The sequence below is a fragment of the uncultured Mucilaginibacter sp. genome (assembly GCF_913773635.1).
GTDB lineage: Bacteria > Bacteroidota > Bacteroidia > Sphingobacteriales > Sphingobacteriaceae > Mucilaginibacter.
Genome location: NZ_CAJYGQ010000008.1, coordinates 255,656 through 276,545 on the forward strand (window position 1 = coordinate 255,656; position 20,890 = coordinate 276,545).

Consider the following 20,890-nt stretch of genomic DNA (forward strand, 5'->3'; position numbering starts at 1 on the left):
GATTATAGCTTAAAGGCAGCTTAATAAGCTACTTTTCTTTTCTCATTACTTTAACCAACATTTCTGCAATAATCTTATTCCCTTTATCGGCCGGATGCAAACCATCGTATGTAACATCAACAGCTTCTAACGGGTATGGATAATCATCTTTTTCGGCATTAAATGGCAAGGTAGTATAAGCAGGGTACTTGAAGTTTTTGTACTGATGCGTAACTGTATCTCTCACCCTTTTAAACTTAACAGCATGTTTGACCGACAAACTACCTTTGTGATACAGGTCTACCACCTCAAAGTTTTCAACCCGGGCAATGGCTTTTACAGCATCGGCAAATTGCTCAAGATACTGGCCGTCTTTAGGCTTATATGATCCTCTTGCATTATTTTTATAATTGCGTATATAAACAAAATCGCCGCGTTGCATTGGCGTTATTAAAATTATACGCGCGTTTGGATTCAGGCTTCTAAGCTTATTAATTATTACCCGATAAGAACCATAAACGGTACCTAACCCTGTACTTTTTTTATAATCATTAAGGGTGCCTAATTTACCGCCGTGTGCCCAATCATTGGTTCCTAAAAATACGGTATAAACATCGGCTTTAGTCAGTCCTAGTTTCTCAATTTCGCGGGCAATGCGTGTTATGGTCCAGCCGTTATGCCCTTGATTAGTGTAATGCACAAAAGGCAATTTTTCTGTAACACGGGTGAGGTAACCCTTTATAACCCTATTGCCCGTTTCATCAGCATGGTCGTTAAGATAAGTAATAGAGTCGCCTATTGCGGTCCATTCTATTTTCTTTTGGGGAGCAAAAGAGGTTAATATAATACAGCAAAATAAAAGCAGGTATTTAGGAAGCGTCATAATCGTAGCATTGGTATGTAAATATAGAACACTTCAAAAAACTTTGCCTAAAAAAGCAAAACGCCTTTGTGGCTTACAAAGGCGTTTCAACAACGTATAAAAATATTTTAATCTTGAGTAACCGGCTGGTGGTGGGCATGACAAGCCTCAGCACATTCACGGCAGGCTTCAGCACAACGCTTACAATGATCATGTTCGTGTTTAGCACATTCATCGGCACATAAGCGGCAGGCCTCTTCGCAAATAAGTAAATATTGAAGCGCAAGACCAGAATCGCGCTGTAATAAACGGGCTGCAAGTAAACAAATATCTGCACAATCACGGTCAAGTGTTATACAGCGTGTCATCATCTGTACATCATCTTCATGAAGGCAGGCAGTTGCGCAACTTTCACATGCCAATGCACAATTAAGCAGCTTTTGAACTAAATCTTCATGTTTCATCTCCATATCCGTATTTTTTAGTTTACATAACAAGATATTTTTGGTGTTGCAGGTTTTACTTTTTTTAAAAAAGAAGAGCCGTGATCTTATGACCACGGCTCTTGAAAAAAAACTACTATCACTTATCAAATCACTGGTCATCCGGCTCATCATCCGGTATTCCCGTTACCACATAAATTTTCTTTCCGTTAGCATCACGCTGCTCGTGCAGGTAAACGCCATCAGGTGTAAGCCAGTATTTTTCACCGTCAATTTTCACTTTGCGGCTGTCATCAGGTAATTCTTCAATTACGTCACCAATTTCAGGATAAACCTCGTTCTGCTGCTCGTTGCCAACTGATGTATTATCAGTATTCAACTCACCATCTTTACCAACCACACGGTATACTAAACGGCCACTGCCATTAGTAACGGGTTGATAATATACACCGTTTGACTCGTAGTACTCAACACCATCAATAGTTATTGATTCAGCATCACTTGGCAAACGGTCAAGCTCGGCACCAACTGGCGGAGCAACTACCGTATATTGGTTATTTAAGTTTTGATAATAAAAACCATTACTGTAATAATACCATGATGAGCCCCAGTAAAACGGATAGTAACCTAAAGGCAGCGTACCGATACTTACACCAATACGTGGGTAATAATAACGGTTATAAAAGCCGCGGTAGTTGTGATAAAAACCCAGCGAAGGACGGCCGTAGTAGCCTCTCACCCCACCCCGAAAATAAGGACGGCCATAAAAAAAGCTTCTGCCGGCTGCGCCGCCGCGGTAATTATAACCCGGTCTTACGCCGTTGCGGAAACTATAAGAGCCCGGGGAGCGCCCAAAATTACCTCGTGGATATCCAAAGCTTCCTCTTGAGTTTCTTGAACCTCCGTTAAACCTATTGTTATCAAACCTACCCCAAGAACCGAATGAAGATGAACGGTCAAAACCATTTGGCCTTGTGCCGAAGCTTTGCCTGCCAGAGTTACCGCGTTGCTGAAAGCTACCTCCTCCTGGGTTTCCCCGCTGTGAAAAGCTGCCGCCAAAACTCCCCCGCTGTCCGCCGCCAAAGCCGCCACGAGACCCTCCACCAAAACTGCCGCGTGATCCGCCGCCAAAACTGCCGCCGCGACCACCTCCGCCTCCGCCGCGTGCGCCACGCTGGGCATCTGCGGTAAGGGTAAACAGCACAGTTAATGCGCTTAACCCTATGCCCAACAAATATTTATTAAAATTTTTCATGTATGTAAAGAAAGATAATGGTATGTGCCCTTAAAGGGCGTTGTTAATCTTTCGACAGTTAAAGCAAACAAGGGTTTAACCATTAATCAAATTAAGTAGTTGCCAGAGCTTACAATTATATAAGGTGCAGATAGGTTATAAAAAACAACTCCACCTTACCTTACCGGTAAAGTGGAGCATTAATGATATGTGATTATTATTAGTTGCCTGACTTAACACGGCTCTTTTCGCTATCGGCACCGCTTTGGTGGCGGCGGGCCTGTATTTTAGTGTTACCAAAATTGTAGCTTAAGGTGAGGCGGGCTACACGGGTCTCATTTTTTTGATATACATTAAAGTTTAAATTACCCTGGCGTACATTAAGGTTTTGTTCGCGAGTATTAAATACATCGCTTACAGAGAACTTCAAAGTTGCTTTCTTTTGTGCAAATGACTTGCTTATACCGGCATCTAAACCATATTGATGACCAATATGAAACAAGCCGTATGTTAATGGCGATTGGTAGTTAAATGTACCCTCAAGCTTAACTGTTTTGCTTAAGATAAATGTATTAATAGAATTACCTTGCAAAGCGTATTGACCATTGTCAATACCAGGCGATTTAAAGCCAAGGTAAAAACCTGTAATGTTGTTATTCATGCTCCACCATTTTGCCAGTTTAAAAGGCAAGCTAAGGTTGGCGTTATAAGAGTTTTGCTCGGCTAAATTATCGCGGGTTATAAAGGTTACTTTTTGCTCGTCTATCTGGCGTGGAATTTCCACCATTACGTCGGTAGTTTTGCTGTAGCTCAGTGTTAAATTATAGGTTTTATTAAAGGTGTAAGATAACTCGAACGAATTAGTAAACTGTGGCCTTAAATTAGGGTTACCCTGCTGATAAGTATAAGCGTTTAAGATTTGTACAAAGCTGTTCAAGTCATCATAGCTTGGGCGATCAATACGGCGGCTGTAGTTTAAGCCTAAACTGTGCTTATCTGACAGCTCATGATTAACAAAAACACTTGGAAACCAGCTTAAATAATGCCTTTCATTAATGGTTGCCAAACCATTTATATCGCGCGAATCACCTTTGGAGTTAGTTTGTTCAGCACGCAAACCTGCCTGTACTGATGTTTTTTTCCAGGTTTTGCTAAAGTTTACATAACCGGCATTAATGTTTTCGGTGTATTTATAACGGTTGGTACGTCCGGCATCGGCTACCCAATTTCCGTTAAGTAATGAATCGGTACGTAAATCATTATCAGTTGCTACATAACTAAATTTCATGCCGGCCTCTAATTTCATGGTTTTGCCAAACGGGTTTGCATAATCGGCCTTGTAAGTACCTATGTTAATTTTAGTAGGCAAGCTGTTACGCAACAACGATCTGGTACGCAAGGTGCTGCCATCGGCCTGAAAGAAATTATTGATGTAGTTGTTACTTTGCCTGTTCCAAAAGTGTGAGTAGTCAACATCCATGCTCAACTCTTTACCTAAACTGTCAAATACCATACGGTTGTTAACGTTAGCAGCAAAGTTATTATAAGCTTCGCGCGAATCATTACCTGTAGTAGTTACACCGGTTTGATTTCCCTCGTTGCCACTTATAAATGTATTGTTGTTACTTAAACCATCAAACGATGAGTTGTAACCGCTTAGTTGAACACCCAATGTATTAGTTTTACTGATATCATAATCGGCACCTATTTTATAATTGTGTGAATTACGGTTGCCCAACAGTGAAGTGTTCTCTCTAAAAAATGTATTTACGCCTGCATCATTAATAGTACGGTTTAGCACTAAGTTTTGCGGACGCTTGTTATTAAAATAACTGTAGTTACCGAAAAGATTAAGCTTGCCATCTTTATGGTTAAGATTTAAAGAGCTGCTTGCCTTATGATTTTGACCATAGCCTGCTGTGGCCGCAAAGCTTCCGTTGGTACCGCCTGCACGGTTTTTTTTCATTTTAATATTAATAATGCCGGAGTTGCCTGCAGCATCGTATTTAGCCGATGGGTTGGTGATTAATTCAATTGACTGAATGCTATTACCATCGGTTGAGCGTAAAAGCGCGGCAAGTTGTGCTGCAGACAGGTATGTTAACTTCCCGTCAATCATTACCGTTACACCTTGTTTGCCTCTTAAGCTTATATTGTCATCTTTATCAATAGTTACGCCGGGTGCACGTTCAAGTATTTCCATAGCCGAGTTACCTGCAGCAAGTACACTATTTTCAACGTTCATAACCGTGCGGTCAATTTTACGCTCAATCAAAGGTTTAGTTGCTGTAACTGTAACTGCGGCAAGACTTTTGGAAGATGATACCAATTTCAGCGCCGGAACGCTTACGGTTGCGTTTGCCAGTACATTAACCGGTGCACTTACAGCTTTATCAAAACCAACAACAGTTGCCTTTACCAAATAAGTGCCGGCTGCAATGCGTTCAATTGAGTAAGCTCCCGCTTCATTGCTCAGGCTGCTTTTAACTACTGATGAGTCTTTTGCACGCAATAAGGTAACTGTAGCAAAATCGGCAGGCTTACCACTGTCTGTAATTAAACTGCCCGAAATTTTACCTGTTGGTGCTGCGGGTGAGGTTTGGGCTTGCACTGCATTACCCCCTGCGGCTAGGATGATAAAGGCAAATATTTTATAGGTTATTGATTTCATGTTGAGTTGAGTGTGATGTTTAGTATAAATTCTTTGGCAATAGGCTTCCTACTAAAGATTTTTCAATCTTTTTTAAGTTATTAATCTTATTGATTTTTTGATTTTAAGCTTGGCCGTGCCGGTAAGCTTATGTTTTAGTATTTGTTAGTAAGATGCATGTTAGTGGCATCTGGTTACACAAAATTTCACATTTTTTATTTGATGTGATTTTATGGTGTATTCAAAGGATTGATAGATGAATGGCAGGCGCCCTTATTATTATAATCGGAGTAATGAGTACGCAATACAGAGAAGGTGCAAAATTATGCGTCCAGCCTGCAACTCATCATGAACATTACAGCAGGCCGGACGCAGATTGTAGATTATTTACTGAACCTTAACGTGACGACGACGAACGACCACCGGCTTTTTTGCAGGTGCAGGTTTTGTTGTTTTAATGGTATCATCAATATATATAGTATCGGGTGCAGTTGGTGCTGCCGGCGCCGGAGGTGGAGCTACAGCGTTATTCATCGCTTCGCCTGCATCAACTATCCCGTCATTATTAGTGTCAAGCTCCTGCGTTACCGAATCAACCGGCACAGGCACTACCTGCTCATACTTACACTTTAACCCTTCTTCGGTCATAACAAATGGCACCATTTCCGAATCCTTTCCTGAACGGCTAGGAGGCAGGCACTCATAAACGTTTATATAATTAGATATATAACGGTTTATGTTTTCATTGATCATAATAGTAGCATTCAATGGTATACGTAATGTTAACCGCACCTTTTCGTTATGCCATGCCTTATTGTTTACACGGCGTAATCTTCTGTCAAACTTTAAAACCGAATCTTGCTGCATAAATACGTAACGGGTACTCCGGGCGTTTTCCAGGGCTGCCTCATAATCACTACCACGGGCCGAAAACTCCTGAACAAGTACAGGATATGGCACATCTGATTTTTCGATATCAATAGTTACACTGCGCGGTTCAAGCTCATGCCTGTCGTCATCGTCAGTTAAAACCATATTTTTAAACTTGTCTTTTATTTCTAAACGAACACTGTCATCATGTGTAAGAAACATGGCATCGTTTAACTGCAAATAGTAAACCTGACTTTTATTAGGTTTTAAGTTAGATGTTTGTGAAAAGCTTGCACCCTCTTTGAATTCAGAAGCTGCACGTGCGCCATGATAGCCTAATATAGCAAGAGCACTAAGCCAAATAACAAAAAGCATAACACCTGCCGAACGACTGATGGCTGATGTAGAAAATACAGCACTTGATACTACGATAATAATTACGGTTAAGGGAATGATTGCTATTAAGGCTACCGCTGCACGCACCTGATTAATATGCTCGTAATTAAAAAAATTATCAGGCAGAGAAAAGCTATCGCCACCAAAAAACCAGGTAGCGCCCAAACCTACAACCACAGCTATTATACCACCAACGCAACTTAAAATTAAAGCTAAGCCTAATAACTTAATAATTACCCTACCTGCGCCACCAAAAAAGGCACCAAGATGATGAAAGAAATCACTAATAAAATCACGCGTTTTGTACACAAACGGCCTGCTGTCATGCTTTAAACCAGCAATACGGTCGCTTACTGAACTTAATTCCGCTTCAAAATTCCGTTTAAAGCCTTGCAAGTCAAGCGGCTCACCTTTCATGGCCATCCTATCAGCGCGGGTAACTGCTTTAGGTACAATTATCCACAAAATGGCATAAAGGAATAAACCGGTACCAAAAAACACAAATGCTACTGCAAAAAACAGACGCACCCAAACCGACGGAATATCAAAGTAATTGGCAACTCCTGCACATACACCACCAATAAGATGATCTTCAGGATCGCGAAATAAACGCCTGCTGGTAGATTGATAAGCAAACTCATTTGCAGTAAAGCTGTCAGCTGTTTCTTCGTCAATGGTTTCAAAGTCTTTAACCGATCCCATTTGCGCAATAACATATTCAATATCCTGATCAATCACTGCCTGCCTGCCTTCACGTGCTAAAATTTCGGTAAGCATTTCGGCAATACGGTTTTCAATATCTGTTGTAATCTCTAAACTATCTGCCGAATTAAAGAAATGACGCTTTACGTCGGTCATATATTCCTTGAGCAGTTCGTAGGCCTGTTCCTCAATATGGAATACAGTACCATTTATGTTGATGATAATTGTTTTATTCATGACGATTTATAGTTAATAGCGAGTGATTTTATTTTCTTCCTTCAATAGATGTTTGCACGGCAAAGGCAAGTTCCTGCCAGGTTTTATCTAATTGTTCAAGCACTCTACGGCCATCATCTGATAGCACGTAATACTTTCGCGGCGGACCCGATGTTGATTCTACCCAGTTGTAACTGAGTAGTCCGTTATTTTTTAGGCGGGTAAGCAACGGGTATAAAGTACCCTCAACTACAAGAAGTTGTGCTTTTTTCAACTCGGCAATTATATCTGAAGCATATATCTCGCCTTTGGCAATTACACAGAGTATACAATACTCGAGTATGCCTTTTCGCATTTGGGTTTGAGTGTTTTCTACAAGCATAATACAAAGATATATGTTTTGTATTGTATTATGCAATACATAGTACTAAATTATGTTAATTTTAACTTCAATACTTCCTTTTTTTAACTTTCTTGTTACTTAATTTGATTTTTTCGAAATTGTAACATACATTTAATGACTATTTAATAATTAACTGATCTTATAAAAAAACATGAAGAGACTTCTACTTGTAAGTTTGTGCATGCTATGCCTGTGTGTTACACAGCTTTATGCGCAAAGTAAGACTGTTACTGGTACGGTAACAGCTAAGGATGACGGGCTTCCTTTGCCCGGTGTTTCTGTAAGTGTAAAAGGCACAACTACAGGAACTCAAGCCAACGGTGATGGTAAATTTACTATCACTGCACCTAACGGCGCAACACTTGTATTTTCGTTTATTGGCTACAAAACGCAAGAAGTTGCAGTTGGTAGCGGTTCAACGGTAAATGTATCATTAGAAACCGCCAGTACCCAATTGGGCGAGGTTGTGATAACTGGTGCACTTGGTATACAAAGGCCGAAAAAGGAAATTGGCTATGCGGCAACGGTAGTTAACAACGAAACCATCACTGCCGGTAACGCTGTGAATCTTGCTAACGGCCTTCAAGGCAAGGTATCAGGCTTGAATATCACATCTGCTAACAACGGTGTTTTTGAGAACGTAAAAATCAACCTTCGTGGTATACGCTCTTTAACAGGAAACAACAACCCGTTATTATTGATTGATGGTTTGCAAACTGACATCAACTACTTATCATCAATCAATCCTAATGACATTGAAAACGTTAACGTTTTAAAAGGTTCAGCAGGTGCGGCAGTGTACGGTCCGGACGCGCGTAACGGTGTGATTGTAGTTACAACAAAAAAAGGCACAAGAGATGATAAACCTGTTGTAACAGTTGGTAACTCTACACAATTTCAAAAAATATCATTCTTTCCGAAGTTTCAAAACAGCTTTGGTAGCGGTGGTGCAGGTGAATACATCCCGTATGAAAACTGGTCATGGGGCCCTGCGTTTGATGGTTCAACTGTTGAATTAGGTCATGAACTATCTGACGGAACAGTGCAAACTACTGACTACAGTGCAAAAAATGATCGTAAAAAGTTTTTTAATACCGGTAGAATCATTCAAAATGATGTATCGATTGCTGCCAAGAACTTCTTTTTAAGCTTACAGGATGCAAACATCAATGGTATTGTTCCTGAAGACAAAAACCGCAGAACCGGCATACGTTTGAATACCAGCCGTGAGTACGGACGCTTTAAAGTAGGATTAAACACCAACTACATTCAGCAAAACTATAATGTGTTTGATGATTTGGCTATGGAAGATTATAACACAGCAAACAACGTTGGTTTGAACGGTGGTTTGATGAACCTTATCTTCAACACTCCTGCGCATGTGCCGTTAACTTCTTATAAAGACTTCAGAAACAATCAATATGCACAGTTTAACAATTATTTCAATGATTATGGCTTAAACCCATATTTTGCAATTGATAATTGGAGAAAAGTTGGTAAACGTCAGGATTTGTTGCTTAATCTGGACATGAATTTAAAAGTTACAGATTGGTTGAACGTAACTTACCGTGCAGGTTTAAACAGCCAAAACATTACTGAGAGAAGACTATCAGAAGGTGAAACACCTAATGCTTACGGATTAGATCGTTCATTTAAAACCATTCCAGGCCGTGCCGAAGAACGTTCTTATTACTATCAACGGTTATCATCTGAGTTATTTGCAACATTCAACAAACAAATAAACGAAGACTTTAAGGTTGGAGCTATTTTAGGTACGTACGTACGTCAGGACGAGTCTCGTGATACCCGCGTTGGTGCAACGCTTGTGGTTCCTGAACTTTACAACATTAGCCAAAGAGTTGGTTTGTTAACAGGGTCATCACCCTTTAGCCGTAACAGATTGTTCTCATACTACGGTACAGCTAACGTAAGTTACAAAGGTTGGGCAAATTTAGAGTTAACCGGTCGTAATGACAGAGTATCTGTTTTAGATCCGAGCAATAACTCATTCTTTTACCCTGGTGCCACAGCATCGATTGTAGTAAGTGATGCATTTGATTTCTTCAAAAACAATGATGCTATATCTTACTTCAAAATCAGGGGTGCTATAAATAAAACAGGTAACGCTGATATCGCCTCTTACCTTTTGCTACCTACTTACAATCAACCAGCCGGATATCCATTTGGATCATTACCTGGTTATACAGCAGGTAATAGTATTACTGATGCTAACCTTAAACCTGAGTTTACTGTTAACAGTGAGTTTGGTTTTGAAATGTCGTTCCTTAGAAACCGCATCAACTTAGAGGCTACTTACTTCCATCAGAAAAATACTGATCAGATCATTCCAACCAGTATTTCTTCTGCAACAGGCTTTACCGGCTATACCCTTAACGCTGCATCATTTACTAACAAAGGTTTTGAATTAGATTTAGGCTTAACCCCAATTGTTAGAATTAAAGATGTAAGCATTAACCTAAAAGCTAACGCTACTTATAATGACACCGAAATTACTAAGATTGCTGAAGGGCTTGATGAGTTATTTATAGGTGGCTATACCAATGCTGCAAACTATGCAATTAAAGGTTCACCTGCATTTTTGATTAAAGGTTCTGATTACAATAGAGATCCACAAGGACGTGTTATTGTAAGCTCAACTACAGGTTTACCTACGCAAAACCCAATCACTAAGCCATACGGCCGTACTTTACCAAAATGGATTCTTGGCTTAAATCCATATGTTAAATACAAAAGTTTAAACGTGTCTGCGTTATTTGAGTATAAAGGTGGTTATTATGCTTATCATAATATTGGCCCTGATATGGCTTGGACAGGTGTTTCTGAAGCATCAGCTAGCAACAACAGGCAGCCATTTGTATTCCCTAACTCATCTATACTTGTTAACGGACAGTATGTACCAAATACAGGTGTAACACTTAACAGCCCTGAAACATTCTATACAGGCGTTTACCGTAACGTATCATCAAACTTTATTACAAGTGCAGCTGCATGGCGTTTGCGTGAGGTATCAATTACTTATGACCTGCCAGTAGCAAAACTATTCGGAAACCAAAAAGTAATTAAAGCCTTAAACGTTGGCTTAACCGGTCGTAACCTGGTATTATGGTTACCAAAAACTAACGTGTACACCGATCCTGACTTTACATTCCAAAATGGTGCTACAACAGGCGTAGTGTCAGGTAATACTGCAGGTATTAGTAATTCACAAATTAATCCTCCGGTTAGAACCTTTGGTGGAAACATCACTGTTACTTTCTAATTTATAATATAGAAACCATGAAAAAATTAGCATATTCTTTTTTTACCATCCTTGTATTAGGAACGGTAAGTTGTAAAAAGGATTTCTTCGATATAAACGAAAACCCTAACTCTCCAACGCAAGTAACAAACCAGTTACTGCTTCCGCGTATACTTAATGCTACTGCAGGCCGCATGGCAACGTCTTACAACTATGCAGCATTATGGACTGGCTACTGGGCGCGCTCTGGCACATATGGCCCATCAATCGAGGAGGAATCTTACAACATCACAACTACTTTCCAGGCGGGTCAGTGGTCTGGCTGGTACGACATTCTGTCTGATGCAGACATTATGGAGAAACAAGGTGTAACCTCAGGATCTAAGTTTTACCAGGGAGTTGCAAAAGTTATTAAGGCAATAGGCTTTATGTACCTTGTAGATCAGTACAACAACGTACCTTACAGCCAGGCATTTAAAGGACAAGGAAACCTTTTGCCTGCTTATGACAGCGGTGCAGCTATTTATGCCGATTTACAAGTTCAGTTAGAAGCCGCAGCGAAATTATTTGCAGACGCAGAAATCACACCGGAAATCCCGACCGTTGATATTTTGTTTGGTGGCGATACTGATATGTGGCGTAAACTAGTGAACACTCAGCGCTTAAAGCTTTTAATACACCAATCTCAAGTGGTACAAGCTGCTACAGTAACAACCGTAGTAGGCCAAATTAATGCTGATGGATCAGGTTATTTACAAGCAGGCGAAACAGCAGCTGTAAACCCGGGGTATACTATTTCGGCAAATCAATTGAATCCGTTTTGGGATGCATATAAAACTGATGAGCTGGGTACTTTAGTTGACGATTATAACCGAGCGAACAATTACGTCCTGAACAAATACAGAAACAATAACGATTCTCGTTATCAGTACGTGTTTAGCCGTGCACAAACACCACTTGGTGGAAATACATACTATGGTTACAACTATGGTGAAAATGTTCCTAATAGTGCACCAAAAGCTATCAATTCATCAGACGTTGCGGGCCCTGGTTTAGCTAAAAGCGAAACTCAAGACCAATGGCTGTTTACATCCGTAGAAAGCTTGTTTTTACAAGCTGAGGCAATGCAAAGAGGCTGGATAAGCGGTGATGCTAAATCAGAATATAATGCAGCTATTACCGAATCTTTTAATTATTTAGGAGCTCCAGGTGCAGCAACTTATATTGTGTCAAATACTGCTATCGTTAACTTTGATGCAGCTACAGACAAAGTAAGACAAATTGTTATGCAAAAATACCTTGCGTTAACAGGCATCAACAACTTTGAGGCGTATGTTGATTACAGAAGGTTGGGTGTACCAATGGATTTACCGCTATCGTTAGCAACATCGCGAGGCAGTAACATTATACCTTTGCGCCTATTATACCCGCAAGCTGAATACCAATACAATGCAGCTAATGTGGCCGCGCAAGGATCTATTAATGCACAAACTTCAACAATTTTCTGGGATAGATAATATTTAAAAGATTTAGAATGAAAAAGATTTTTATGTTCATATCCCTTGGTGCGTTTGCTATGGGGATGACATCTTGTTTGAAAGACAAGAATGTTGAAGACCAAAAGTATGGTATGATAGGAGTTAATGCATTTAAAGTTGTTGCATTACCTGTTACTTCAAATACTCTTGGTTTAGTTAAGGAAAATAAAGTATCAGTAGTTAATTTCGCTGCAGTTACTTTACAGGCTGAAAATGTTGCGGATCAAGATATTAAAGTTAATTTGAGCATAGACCCCACTGATGCTGCAATTACTGCTTATAACGCTGCAAATACTACGCAAGTAAGTAAATTTCCTTCTAACAAATATACGTTGCCAGAAGGACTTACTGTAACTATTCCAAAAGGAAGCAGAACAGGCTATCTCAAATTAAGCGTTAATGCGCAGGATCTTTCAATATCTTCACCTTACGCACTAGCGTTTAAAATTGCTAGTGCTGATGCCGGATATAGCGTCAGTGGCAATAACAATAGCACTTTTGTTTTAATTTCTGCCAAGAATTCATATGACGGCAACTATTCTGCTGACGGTTCTTTAACCTTTCCGCCATCACAGGCAGGAAGTAACAGAAGCTGGGTACATCGAGAAAAAACCTTGACTACTATTGACGAAACTACTAGTCGTGTTGAAGCTGCTGACTTGGGTACAAGTAACTACTACATGTATCTTAAGGTAAATGCTGACAATACAGTGACAGTTACTCCAGCGCCGGGTGCAGCTACAAACACAATTCAGAATGATGGTGCTTGTACATATAACCCAACCACCAAGACATTTAGTCTAAATTACAAATATGTAGGCGGTACAGGAGATAGAAAGATTAAAGAAACTCTCACTTTAGTCCCATAAACTTAACGTTTAAAAAAGGCCTTGTAGCAATACAAGGCCTTTATCATGTAACGAGTAATTATGTTATTTAGCCCTGTTATAATAGTTAACTATTCTAACCAAACCATCCTCCTCTCTAAAGTTTAGCTTGTTTTTATCTGTATAAGATTCAATTAAATCAGCTTTATCGTTTAAGGCCGCCAGTATGCTCTTTTTATCTTTCTTAATTTTGACCAGTTCTTGATTACGAGAAAGGTAGTATGTATTCAAATTGTTAATCACTTTTGATGCAAGAATGGATCCACCGGTACGCTCTTCGGCAACCTTCTTTTGTATCTTTTTTAACAATTTAACGTTACCATCACTTAACACTTCATAAAAGGTAGTTGATGTTGCTCCGTCAATGGCTGTAAAGCCATTGCGAAAAGTACGGCTGTGAACATTGCCGTTAAATGAAAAATTTAAAGTAAATTCTTTTACCGGTTTTGCGAATGCTAGCGGGGTGCCCTTATCACTCTTGAAAATCAACATATTATCCATCACATCATATATCAAATCCATGTCTTTATAAACAGTGCCGTCTGCTAATACAGCAGTACCCTCTACCCAATCATCGTACAGGTTAGGCGTACCCTTAATTTCATTATTCACTTTGCCAATAACGCCAAAGCCATAACCATCACTACTAATGTTTACACCCTGTTGCGCCTTAACGCCAGTTGTAAATAGTGCGATGGCTATTGTAAGTACACTCAGTTTTGTATAAGGCTTATTCATAAAATTATTTTTTATATGAATATCGTAAATAAAAAAGAAGCATAATAATTATACTCCTTTTTTATTTTCATTATCACCTCTCTCCTTCAGGATCTCCCTCTTTCTTCAACTGGTCTAGCGAGAGATTTGTGATACCGCCAAGCTCCTCACCTATATCGTTGTTAATATCGGCATTATCAACTGTTGGCTCATCGTTCACTGAAACATCAACATTATTTTCAGAAGCAATGCGTTCATCTATTGCTTGCTGCTGCTCTGCAGTGTTAAACTTCGCTGCATTTCCGTCGTTGCCTTCCTGCATATTTCCTAAGTTGGTTTCCGGATAATCGTCCTGATTAGCCGGATCATTATTTTCATTCCACTGCGCCATAATATTTAACTTTTAATTAACTAACAGCAAAATCAAGACGCTGGTTTCATTTAATTCACCATAAACAGGGCATTGGCAAATAGTAATTTCCCGTTTTCCCAAAATGCACGGAACAAAGGATCGTCCGTAAGGTAAACAATACTTCCACGCCCCATGTGCTCAACTCCAAAAAGTAACCCGCTGGTTAATTTCGCTTTGGCTTTGTCGCCTGCAAAGCCTGAAACATAACTATCTTTCTTTAGCGTACCAACGTTAACATTGCCATCTTCGAGGTAGTCATAAACATCATCGCCCAACTTGAGGGTGTAGTAAAATCCAGGGTAGCCATATCCTAAAGGATGCGTGTTATCAAGATAAACCTTATATATAGCACCAGGAATATTATTACGAATGGATTCCCGGTCGCGACTGTCATATGGCGCCAAGTCGGGCTTTTTTACATCCTTTTCGTTTTTTTTATCATCCTTACTTTTAAGAGAAAATCCTTTTTTATCGGCAAACTGGCTTATTGCATTACCCATTGCTATTAGTTTACCGCCATCTTCAACCCAATCCTGGAGCTTTTCTAGCGGAAAATTATTGTATCTGCCATCAGGCAATATCACAACATCATAATCGCTCAGTTTCACACGGGTTAGATCCTGATAGCGCACTAACGATAAAGGATAATTTATTTCCTGTTCAAAGTAATGCCAAACCTCGCCCATATCATTAGCTGATGTTCCTTCACCCGATACCAACATTACCCGTGGCTTGGTGATGTACCCTACCGCGCTTGAACCAATATCGGCGCCTTTATCTGCAAAGCCGGTGGTGATGGGCTCAAGTATTCTGCCAGATGACGTCGCAATTTCGTTCAATACTTTATCAAAATTAGTGGGGTTATTTCCAGCACGTGTTATGATAAGCGATCCGGCCTTAAACTTCTTTCCGGCAACTTCAAATGCCTGTGAAGCAAAACGTACCTTGACACCTCGCTTAAGCAGCGCCATTAAAAACTTTACATCTTCAGTTGATTGCCATGTGGCTACATATGCATATGCGCCAGTAGCTTGGGATGCTGGTGATTGCTCAGCGGGTGCCTTTGCAGTTACAGGTTTTATAGATTCGGTAACACCGTAAGATTGTAAGCCGTAAGCATATGGTAAAGACCACGCCGTAATATCATACGTGTTTGAGTCGGCTATAAAGGTTTTAGGCTCCAGCAAAACATTAAGCAAAGTTGCCTTAGGCTGATAAGCGTTTACAACCATATCATTCTGATTAATAGCAAAGCCTTCGGTTTTACCGTTGAAGTAATTAAACCCCTTTGCATTCCTGTTTACACCATAACCATATTGAATCAGATTTTTATCAAACAGCTCTGCTAATTTGGCCAGCTTATCTGAATTATCGTTTTTAATTACGTAAGTTTTATAACGCCCAGGCGGGTTGTTACGCCCGTTTTCAAAATACTTTTTGTACTCATCAAGTACTCTTGAAGAGTGTTTTGAAACGGTTTCCACTGTACTCAAACCGGTAGCATTATGGTGTGCAATACGATCGGCCAGGGTTAGAGTGTCACCGCTGCGCATGATTACGGCAAGACCTCCTGCCGGACCTCCCCCCTGCTCATAAGTCATTCCTATAGAACCATTGTACAGCGGGTAGGTGTCACCGTATGATGGATACAGCAAATCGAAAACCTCTTTTGTAAAATATAGCCAACCATTTTTATCAAAGTAACTGGCATTAGTCTTACCAATAATGGTTTGAAATTCGCGTTGCCATGGTGTAATATCTCTATGAAATGGCTCGGCCGCAGGAGCAAAATAGTATGGATTATTATATCCCTGCTCATGAAAATCAACATGAACCTGTGGCAGCCATTTGTTATACAATGCAACACGCGCCTGTACCTCTTTTTGTGTTTGCCATGCCCAGTCGCGGTTTAAATCAAAGTAATAATGATTTACCCTGCCACCGGGCCAAGGCTCAATGTGCTCGCGCGAAGACGGATCAGGATTGGGTATAAGTCCGCTTGCCTGGTTGTAAAAGTTTACATAACGGTCTCGGCCATCAGGGTTCAAGCATGGATCTATTATCACCACCGTATTTTTTAGCCATGCCTGTGTACGGGTGTTAGCAGGATTAATCAAATCAAATAACGTTTGCATCGCCGCTTCACTGCTGCTGGGTTCGTTACCGTGCACATTGTAACTTAGCCAAACAATTGCCGGTGCATTGTTTAAGCTTGACTGCAATTTGCTTAACCCTGCCAGAAAAAGGTTATGCTGCCTTATGTTTTCCAGCCGGGCCATATTCTCCTCACTACCAACCACGGCTATCATTAAAGGTCTGCCCTCATTGGTAGTTCCGTAAGGCAGCAATCTAATGTGCTTTGATTTTTCGGCCGCATATTTAAAATACTCGGCAACCCGGTAATGCAGCGTGTAACGGCTACCTAACGGGTAGCCTAAAAACTGAGTCGGTGATTCGAGCTTCTGTGCAATGGAACAGCAGGCAGTACTTAAAATTAAAAGTAGCGAGTATATAAATTTCATACAAACGTTTAACGACTACAATTTAACAATCTCTGTTTGAAAGCAAATGCTTGCCAAAAATTAATATATATGGGTATAGGACAAAATTTACTTAGTTTGCAGCAATCATGACTCCATCAGAGGCACTACATAAGTATTACGGCTACACACAATTCAGGCATCAGCAAGAGGCTATCATCCAAAACATATTACGAGGTAAAGATAGTTTGGTGCTAATGCCCACAGGCGGCGGAAAGTCTTTATGCTATCAGCTACCGGCAGTTCTGCTGCCCGGTATAACCATTGTTATTTCGCCTTTAATAGCATTGATGAAAGACCAGGTTGATGCGTTGAATCTTACAGGTATACCGGCTGCCTACTTAAATTCGAGCCAAAATAGTGGTGAGCAGCAAGAAATCATCAGCAACTTAAAATCAGGTCGTATCAAACTGTTGTACCTTGCACCCGAGCGGCTGTTCAGTTCTGAAAGCAGGTTAGTAACGTTTTTAAAATCCTTACCGGTAAGCCTTATTGCTATAGACGAAGCCCACTGTATTTCGCATTGGGGTCATGATTTCAGGCCCGAATACCTGATGCTGTCTCACTTTAAAACAGAATTTCCACAAATTCCCGTAATAGCATTAACAGCTACGGCTGATAAACTTACACGCCAGGATATTAAAGATAAGCTGGCACTTGATCATCCGGCTGAGTTTGTATCCTCTTTTAATCGTCCTAACATCAGCTACAAGGTAACCACTAAAAAAGACAGCTTTGGTCAGTTGCTTAATTTTTTAAATAGCCGCAAAGAAGACTCTGGAATTATTTATTGCCTCTCGCGTGCATCTACCGAGCAACTTGCAACCGACCTGCGTGCACAGGGCTATAATGCCGATGCCTATCATGCCGGTTTAGATACAAGTACCAAAGCCCTTAATCAGGAAAAGTTTTTGCGTGATGAGGTTAAGATAATGGTGGCAACTATTGCTTTTGGTATGGGCATAAACAAATCAAACGTAAGATACGTGGTGCATTATGATTTGCCTAAAAACATCGAGGGTTACTACCAGGAAACCGGCCGTGCCGGGCGCGATGGACTTCCATCAGAAGCATTGCTTTTCTTTTCGGCTGGTGATGCCTTTAAATTGAAGCGTTTTGCGCAGGTAGATGGCAACGAAGACCAAAGCCGCATTATGCTTAAAAAGCTTGATGATATGGTAAAGTACTGTCAACTGCAAACGTGCCGCAGGCAGTACCTCATGCAATATTTTAACGAGGATTTCCCGAACAGGTGCGGCTCCTGCGATGTATGTTTAACAGAGTTTAAAAAATTTGACGGCACTATATTAGCCCAAAAAGCACTATCGGCAGTGGCGCGCTTAGGGCAACGCTTTGGTACTAATTATGTTATTGATTTACTACGCGGATCAAGAAGTGAAAAAATACGCTCTGAACATAAACTGTTAAAAACGTATGGAATTAGCAGTGATGTAAGTAAGGCTGACTGGCAGCGCTACATTGCTCAACTTGTTAACCAAAACCTGCTGCAGGTAACAGATGATGATTATCCGGTGTTGAAGCTTACGCCCTTAAGCGATGACGTTTTAAAAGGCAACCGAAACGTTGAATTTGTTTTTGTAGAAGAGTTGGAAGACGCAGCTGCAGCACAACCCCCTGTATATGAAGCTGGTTTGTTGCAAGATTTGAAAACAGTGCGCCTAAACCTGGCAAACAAAGAAAATGTACCGGCTTACATTATACTTTCAGATGCCACATTACTTGAGATTGCTACGTTTTTACCACAAACGCCTAATGAGCTAAGTCGTATTTCTGGCTTTGGCGAGGTAAAGCTGGTACGTTACGGAGATGCTTTTTTACAGGCAACTTTGAGCTATTGCCACCGGTATAATTTAAAATCAAAAATTGACGAAAGGCAGAGTAAGCGGTTAGCCAAAACAAAACCAACGCGCCCCTCGGCACCTGGAGCTACTCAGCGTGAAAGTTTAAACCTGTTCCGGGCCGGAAACACAACTACAGAAATTGCTGCACAACGGCAGCTTGGCATTTCAACCATTGAAAGCCATCTTTGCACGTTTGTACAAAACGGCGAACTGGACGTTTATGAACTGGTTTCGCCTCAAAAAATGCCTGCTATAAAAGATGTTATTGAAAGTTACGGAGCAGAGAAACTATCGCCCTTAAAGGAAATTTTAGGCGATGGTTATACCTATGGTGAAATTAAGGCTGTAATAAGCTGGATGAAACGCGAGGAATAAGTGATTGTGAATAGTTGATAAGGCCGCGGTCAGAACTTAATCAGGAAATCTTCTTTAACCTGGCCCGGGCGACAATATATTAATCCAAGCCAAAACAAGTTTACAGTAACAGTCACCTTGCTATGCGATTGTATTGTACGCCATGCGGCCTTGGTCAATTGGTTTTCATTGATATTGTCGGCGATGATGATGGTATCGGGCTCAATTTTATTTAAAACTTTTAAATAGTAATCAACTGCCGACTGTGGATTTGTTTTGAAATCTAAATACACCACATCGGGCAATTCAGTGCCTTTCCAATCTTCAGCATTGCCAACACTTTTGAGAGTGAGTTGTTGGGTAAACATCGACAGCAATGCTTGCTTGTATGCCTCATGCCTGCCTAAAATCCATATTGATTGAGGGTGCGCATCAGAAACCAAACGAGCGATTAATTTGTCGGCAGCATTTAATTTTTTGCCTGCAGGTAGCTTTTTTTGAATATCGGCGTATACTTTTTTTTCCGAAAAATCGTAAATTACCTCATCAACCAGCCGGTACACAAAGGGCGAATGCAGTCCGTGCCGGTTAATTGCTTTACGCTGATGCATGAAATGGCTGAGGAAAAACTTAAAGCTAAACATGGTTGTAAAAATAGTTAAAGCTTTAAAAATTGAAAGAACGAGTAGAGAACATGATTAACGAAGCTGAAATTAAGTCACTCATCCGTTTACTGGATGACCCCGACCGCGAGATATATTCACACGTACATGACAAACTAATTTCATACGGCCCTGCGGCTATTCAATACCTTGAAAATGCCTGGGAGCAGGCCTTTGATACCATACAGCAAGATCGTATTGCCAACCTTGTACATGAAATACAATTTGGTATAGTAAAAAATGAGCTTGAATTGTGGCAACAAAGTGGCGCATTTGATTTATTGCGCGGAGCACTTATTATTAACAAGTACCAGTATCCTGATTTAGATGAGCAAAAGGTTATTAACCAAATAGAAGAAATAAAGCGCGATATTTGGATGCAAATGATGTTTGAGGGCAGTCCAAGTGACCAGGTAAAGCTTATTAACCATGTATTGTATAACTTGCATGGCTTTAGCGGCAATACCACCAACCATCAGGACCCTCAAAATAGTTACTTAAGCCAGGTGCTTGAAAGCAAAAAAGGCAACCAAATATCATTGGCTATCATTTATTCGGTTATTGCGCAAAAACTGGATATTCCTATTTATGGCGTTAACCTGCCCCAACACTTTATATTGGCTTATTTGGATGAATCGGCGAAGTCGGAGTTTGAAAGTGGTGTGCTGTTCTACATCAATGCGTTTAACAAAGGCTACATTTTTGGCAGGCGCGATGTTGATATGTTTTTAAAGCAATTAAACCTTAATGCCGATAAGCATTTTTATGAACCCTGCAGTAATACCGATATTGTGCGTCGTATTTTACGCAACCTGATCAGCTCGTACGAGCAATTAGGATCAATGGAAAAAGTGCAGGAGTTGAATGAGCTATTGGCGGTTTTGCAGTAAACTAAATCAAGCAC

15 protein-coding genes are annotated in these 20,890 nt (G+C 40.4%); 5 read left to right on the forward strand and 10 right to left on the reverse strand.

Going from position 1 to position 20,890, the window contains the following annotated elements; translation table 11 throughout:
* Positions 1 to 28: 28 nt before the first annotated feature.
* The 6 genes from QZ407_RS10820 to QZ407_RS10845 form a co-directional block, all read right to left on the reverse strand.
* Positions 29 to 862, reverse strand: a complete 834-nt coding sequence (locus tag QZ407_RS10820) for an SGNH/GDSL hydrolase family protein (RefSeq protein WP_295770785.1) — start codon at positions 860 to 862, stop codon at positions 29 to 31.
* Between the two features lie 107 nt (positions 863 to 969).
* Positions 970 to 1,311: a four-helix bundle copper-binding protein gene (locus QZ407_RS10825; RefSeq protein ID WP_295770788.1), complete on the reverse strand. Its 342-nt coding sequence runs from the start codon at positions 1,309 to 1,311 to the stop codon at positions 970 to 972.
* 124 nt (positions 1,312 to 1,435) lie between these two features.
* A complete protein-coding gene (locus tag QZ407_RS10830) occupies positions 1,436 to 2,539 on the reverse strand; it encodes a DUF6515 family protein (RefSeq protein WP_295770790.1) in 1,104 nt (367 codons plus the stop codon).
* Positions 2,540 to 2,738: 199 nt separating this feature from the next.
* Positions 2,739 to 5,189: a TonB-dependent receptor gene (locus QZ407_RS10835; protein ID WP_295770792.1), complete on the reverse strand. Its 2,451-nt coding sequence runs from the start codon at positions 5,187 to 5,189 to the stop codon at positions 2,739 to 2,741.
* A gap of 366 nt (positions 5,190 to 5,555) precedes the next feature.
* Positions 5,556 to 7,373 carry a PspC domain-containing protein gene (locus QZ407_RS10840; protein WP_295770794.1) on the reverse strand — a complete coding sequence of 606 codons (1,818 nt, stop codon included), beginning with the start codon at positions 7,371 to 7,373 and terminating at the stop codon, positions 5,556 to 5,558.
* 28 nt (positions 7,374 to 7,401) lie between these two features.
* Entirely contained in the window at positions 7,402 to 7,734 is a 333-nt protein-coding gene (locus QZ407_RS10845) for a PadR family transcriptional regulator (protein ID WP_295770796.1), read from the reverse strand.
* Positions 7,735 to 7,906: 172 nt separating this feature from the next.
* On the opposite strand from QZ407_RS10845, the gene QZ407_RS10850 reads away from it, so the two are divergent.
* Genes QZ407_RS10850 through QZ407_RS10860 form a run of 3 tightly spaced genes read left to right on the forward strand, consistent with a single transcriptional unit; the run spans position 7,907 to position 13,421 of the window.
* Positions 7,907 to 11,035 carry a SusC/RagA family TonB-linked outer membrane protein gene (locus tag QZ407_RS10850; RefSeq protein ID WP_295770798.1) on the forward strand — a complete coding sequence of 1,043 codons (3,129 nt, stop codon included), beginning with the start codon at positions 7,907 to 7,909 and terminating at the stop codon, positions 11,033 to 11,035.
* 17 nt (positions 11,036 to 11,052) lie between these two features.
* Complete coding sequence (locus QZ407_RS10855; RefSeq protein ID WP_295770800.1) at positions 11,053 to 12,531, forward strand: SusD/RagB family nutrient-binding outer membrane lipoprotein; 1,479 nt, start codon at positions 11,053 to 11,055, stop codon at positions 12,529 to 12,531.
* A 17-nt stretch (positions 12,532 to 12,548) separates the two neighbouring features.
* A complete protein-coding gene (locus QZ407_RS10860; RefSeq protein ID WP_295770803.1) occupies positions 12,549 to 13,421 on the forward strand; it encodes a DUF4361 domain-containing protein in 873 nt (290 codons plus the stop codon).
* 63 nt (positions 13,422 to 13,484) lie between these two features.
* Here QZ407_RS10860 and QZ407_RS10865 read toward each other — a convergent pair whose 3' ends face one another.
* From QZ407_RS10865 to QZ407_RS10875, 3 genes are all read right to left on the reverse strand, one after another.
* The gene (locus tag QZ407_RS10865; protein WP_295770805.1) at positions 13,485 to 14,177 is read right to left on the reverse strand and encodes a hypothetical protein; all 693 of its coding nucleotides are present in this window, start codon (positions 14,175 to 14,177) and stop codon (positions 13,485 to 13,487) included.
* Positions 14,178 to 14,250: 73 nt separating this feature from the next.
* Positions 14,251 to 14,547, reverse strand: a complete 297-nt coding sequence (locus QZ407_RS10870) for a hypothetical protein (protein ID WP_295770807.1) — start codon at positions 14,545 to 14,547, stop codon at positions 14,251 to 14,253.
* A gap of 50 nt (positions 14,548 to 14,597) precedes the next feature.
* A complete protein-coding gene (locus QZ407_RS10875) occupies positions 14,598 to 17,090 on the reverse strand; it encodes a M14 family metallopeptidase (protein WP_295770809.1) in 2,493 nt (830 codons plus the stop codon).
* A 107-nt stretch (positions 17,091 to 17,197) separates the two neighbouring features.
* Between QZ407_RS10875 and recQ the strand changes: the two genes are divergently transcribed.
* Complete coding sequence (gene recQ / locus QZ407_RS10880) at positions 17,198 to 19,345, forward strand: DNA helicase RecQ (protein WP_295770812.1); 2,148 nt, start codon at positions 17,198 to 17,200, stop codon at positions 19,343 to 19,345.
* Between the two features lie 29 nt (positions 19,346 to 19,374).
* Here recQ and QZ407_RS10885 read toward each other — a convergent pair whose 3' ends face one another.
* Positions 19,375 to 19,968 (reverse strand): hypothetical protein, encoded by a 594-nt coding sequence (locus QZ407_RS10885; protein ID WP_295770814.1) that lies wholly within the window; start codon positions 19,966 to 19,968, stop codon positions 19,375 to 19,377.
* A 50-nt stretch (positions 19,969 to 20,018) separates the two neighbouring features.
* On the opposite strand from QZ407_RS10885, the gene QZ407_RS10890 reads away from it, so the two are divergent.
* Entirely contained in the window at positions 20,019 to 20,876 is an 858-nt protein-coding gene (locus QZ407_RS10890) for a transglutaminase-like domain-containing protein (protein WP_295770817.1), read from the forward strand.
* Positions 20,877 to 20,890 lie beyond the last annotated feature (14 nt).

Bases quoted from the DNA above. Each gene is read 5' to 3' on its own strand.
- QZ407_RS10885 (WP_295770814.1), bottom strand. From the start codon at position 19,968: ATGTTTAGCTTTAAGTTTTTCCTCAGCCATTTCATGCATCAGCGTAAA.
- QZ407_RS10890 (WP_295770817.1), top strand. From the start codon at position 20,019: ATGATTAACGAAGCTGAAATTAAGTCACTCATCCGTTTACTGGATGAC.
- QZ407_RS10835 (WP_295770792.1), bottom strand. From the start codon at position 5,189: ATGAAATCAATAACCTATAAAATATTTGCCTTTATCATCCTAGCCGCA.
- QZ407_RS10850 (WP_295770798.1), top strand. From the start codon at position 7,907: ATGAAGAGACTTCTACTTGTAAGTTTGTGCATGCTATGCCTGTGTGTT.
- QZ407_RS10870 (WP_295770807.1), bottom strand. From the start codon at position 14,547: ATGGCGCAGTGGAATGAAAATAATGATCCGGCTAATCAGGACGATTAT.
- QZ407_RS10875 (WP_295770809.1), bottom strand. From the start codon at position 17,090: ATGAAATTTATATACTCGCTACTTTTAATTTTAAGTACTGCCTGCTGT.
- QZ407_RS10865 (WP_295770805.1), bottom strand. From the start codon at position 14,177: ATGAATAAGCCTTATACAAAACTGAGTGTACTTACAATAGCCATCGCA.
- QZ407_RS10820 (WP_295770785.1), bottom strand. From the start codon at position 862: ATGACGCTTCCTAAATACCTGCTTTTATTTTGCTGTATTATATTAACC.
- QZ407_RS10845 (WP_295770796.1), bottom strand. From the start codon at position 7,734: ATGCTTGTAGAAAACACTCAAACCCAAATGCGAAAAGGCATACTCGAG.
- QZ407_RS10840 (WP_295770794.1), bottom strand. From the start codon at position 7,373: ATGAATAAAACAATTATCATCAACATAAATGGTACTGTATTCCATATT.
- QZ407_RS10825 (WP_295770788.1), bottom strand. From the start codon at position 1,311: ATGGAGATGAAACATGAAGATTTAGTTCAAAAGCTGCTTAATTGTGCA.
- QZ407_RS10830 (WP_295770790.1), bottom strand. From the start codon at position 2,539: ATGAAAAATTTTAATAAATATTTGTTGGGCATAGGGTTAAGCGCATTA.
- QZ407_RS10860 (WP_295770803.1), top strand. From the start codon at position 12,549: ATGAAAAAGATTTTTATGTTCATATCCCTTGGTGCGTTTGCTATGGGG.
- QZ407_RS10855 (WP_295770800.1), top strand. From the start codon at position 11,053: ATGAAAAAATTAGCATATTCTTTTTTTACCATCCTTGTATTAGGAACG.
- recQ (WP_295770812.1), top strand. From the start codon at position 17,198: ATGACTCCATCAGAGGCACTACATAAGTATTACGGCTACACACAATTC.